Origin of the sequence: Lactobacillus sp. UMNPBX17 (assembly GCF_002553735.1) — a bacterium.
Classification (GTDB): domain Bacteria; phylum Bacillota; class Bacilli; order Lactobacillales; family Lactobacillaceae; genus Lactobacillus; species Lactobacillus gallinarum.
Genome location: NZ_PCYT01000103.1, coordinates 1 through 2,675, shown reverse-complemented (window position 1 = coordinate 2,675; position 2,675 = coordinate 1). Strand labels below are relative to the sequence as shown.

Annotated in this window: 2 protein-coding genes and 1 pseudogene; all 3 read right to left on the bottom strand. The window is 37.1% G+C overall.

What is annotated here, in order from left to right; all coding sequences use genetic code 11:
• Positions 1-63 precede the first annotated feature (63 nt).
• Entirely contained in the window at positions 64-879 is an 816-nt protein-coding gene (locus tag CP368_RS09560) for a Cof-type HAD-IIB family hydrolase (RefSeq protein WP_087175648.1), read from the bottom strand.
• 84 nt (positions 880-963) lie between these two features.
• Entirely contained in the window at positions 964-2,397 is a 1,434-nt protein-coding gene (locus tag CP368_RS09555) for an APC family permease (protein ID WP_098043908.1), read from the bottom strand.
• Between the two features lie 102 nt (positions 2,398-2,499).
• Positions 2,500-2,675, bottom strand: a pseudogene (locus CP368_RS09550) (IS30 family transposase); the annotation flags it as partial.

Sequence of the window (2,675 nt, the reverse complement as noted above, 5' to 3'; positions counted from 1 at the left end):
AGTTGGATTGATCGTCTTTTGGTATCTGAAAGTTAGTTTTTTCCCAGACACTTTTTTGTATATCTATTTCTCAGCGTCTAAATATTTTTGTAGGACCCTGAAGACACCATTTTCAGTATTGGCAGGTGCGATATATTTAGCATGTTCTTTAACACTTGGCATCCCGTTAGCCATAGCATAAGAGTATTTTGCAAAATCAAGCATAGCAATATCGTTGCCGCCATCACCAAATGCGATTAGATCATCACCAGTTAAGTTTAATTTGGCTAATAAATGCTTTAAACCGGCGCCTTTATTGATACCATAAACATTAGTATCAATAGCAGTATTAGCAGATCCAAATGCAGAAATTTTTTGTTCATGCTTTTCATTGAATTCTTTTTCAATTTCTGGCGCCTTAGAATTGTCTAAACTAAAAGTGATTTGCAAGATATCCTTGTTGGGTAAATCTGACCAATGATCAACAACTGCACTTTTGCCAGCGAAGTATGCTAAGAAGTCACGCTCAGTTTTAGGAATAGCTTTGTGGAAGTAGGCTACATCGGTTTCAAAGACCATAGGAGCTACTTTACCATATTTGTCACTGACTTCTTTAAGTAGACTAAGAGCAGTTTCACGTTTTAGCGGATAAGAAGCAACTGTTTCACCGTTAACAACTAGCATAGAACCATTGAGAGAAACAAAATCCATGCGTTCAGCAAAATCACCGAAGTCTTGCTTTAATCTAGTGTATGGCCGACCAGAAGCTACGATAAAATGAACGTTTCTTTTTTCTAATTCCGTAAGTATTTGATCAAATTGTTCATGATTAAATTGCTTACGATCATCTAAGAATGTCCCATCCATGTCAACTGCAACAGCTTTAAAAGGTAATGTCATGTTTTTCCACCTCATTTTTAATCTAAATGAAATTAAAAAATAAAAAAAGACCGCTGTCAACGGTCTTTTTTGTTATATCTATATCTAATTGGCCTTTGCTTCTTGATATTTTTTAATACCAGGAAGAATCAATCCCAATGCGATTAAGATGATTGGTGTTAAGATATTGAGCATTAATGTAAATGGATCTGGTGAATAAATACCAAAAATACAACATGCTGCAGTAACTAAGAAACACCAAATACCTGCGGTATAAGCTAATCCCTGAGATTTAGTCATTTGATAAGTGGTTTCAAATGATTTTTGATGCTTTCTTAAAGCAATATAAGCTGCAAATACCCAAAGGTAACGAAGTGGCATGGTAGTTGAGTTTAACTTAACTAATTGAGCCATTACAGCTTGTGCGTTAGGAACAAATGCTTGGATAGCAATTAAACCACCTGATAAAACAACGATCATCCAAATACCATTGATATAAGCACCATGCTTGTTAAGCTTGAATAAACCTTTAGGAATAAATTCTTTTGCTTCTTTACTTCCCAAAAGCATTCTAAGCGGTGCGTCAATACTAATTACTAAGGTGGAGAATTGACCAATTACATTACACCATGAGTAGATGTACATGAATAATCCACCAACATGGTAGTATTCGCCTAGTTTTTGGAAGGCCATGTAGGCACCATTTGAAATATATTCATTCAAATTAGCATTAACGACCTTCGGATCAAACATCAATGCCATGGCAAAGGTACCTAAAATTGCTGATACCATAACCATGATTGCTAATGCCATCATTGCCTTAGGGAAATTCTTGGAAGGATCTTTTACCTTATTAACATAAGGCGAAATCTTTTCACAGCCACCAACGGCAAATACTAAGATTGAAAGAGAAGTAAAGTATTTAACGTTGAAAGTTGGCATTAAATTCTTCCAATTAAGATCAATGTGGTAAAATCCTGCTCCTGGATTAATAGCCGGAGCGGCAAACATCATGATGATAAACAAAATTGACATGATGAACATTGAAGAACCTGCGATAGTTGCTAAGCCCTTTAATACAGGAATACCACGACTTGCTACCCAGCAGAAGAATAAAAATACAACTAATGTTGCAAATTGTGTCCAAGCAGTAGGTAATCCGTCGTACCATCTGGTGTTACCAAAGATGCCCCAAGCCATAGCTCTTAAGCCACCGGTACCTTTACTAGAAATATATACGACGTGGCAAGCCCAATAAGTCCAACCTGCATAATATGCCCATTTTGCGCCCATAGTGGCATTTACCCAAGAGGAAACCCCACCTTCAGCATTCTTGAAGGTAGCTCCAAGTTCACCAACCATTAAGGCATAAGGAACAAAGTAGAGAAGGAACATGACGATCCAGCTAAAGACAACCTTTGTCCCGTCAAAGTAGACGTACCCATTAACAACGTTACCAAAGCCCCACACAGTGGAGAACGCCATCATTGCTAGGGTGGTCCACATCATCTTTTTGGAATTATTTTGTGATTCGACCATAAAAACACTCCTAATATAAATTGTGAGTCTTTTCATTATATAACAATGCCATTAGTATGTTCTTATATTACCTGAATTGTCAAATTAAGTGCAACAGTTAGGCTATGAAGAAATGTATTGCTTGAAGAGTTCTTCTGCTGTCTGATATTGGAGGATTCGGCGATGTTTGTGGTTAATGGCATTGGTTGCCTGTTCAACATAAGCCTTTGTTTTGTCTTTCATACTCTTGCCCTTAGGGAAGAATTGACGCAAAAGACCATTGCAGTTCTCATTGGTGC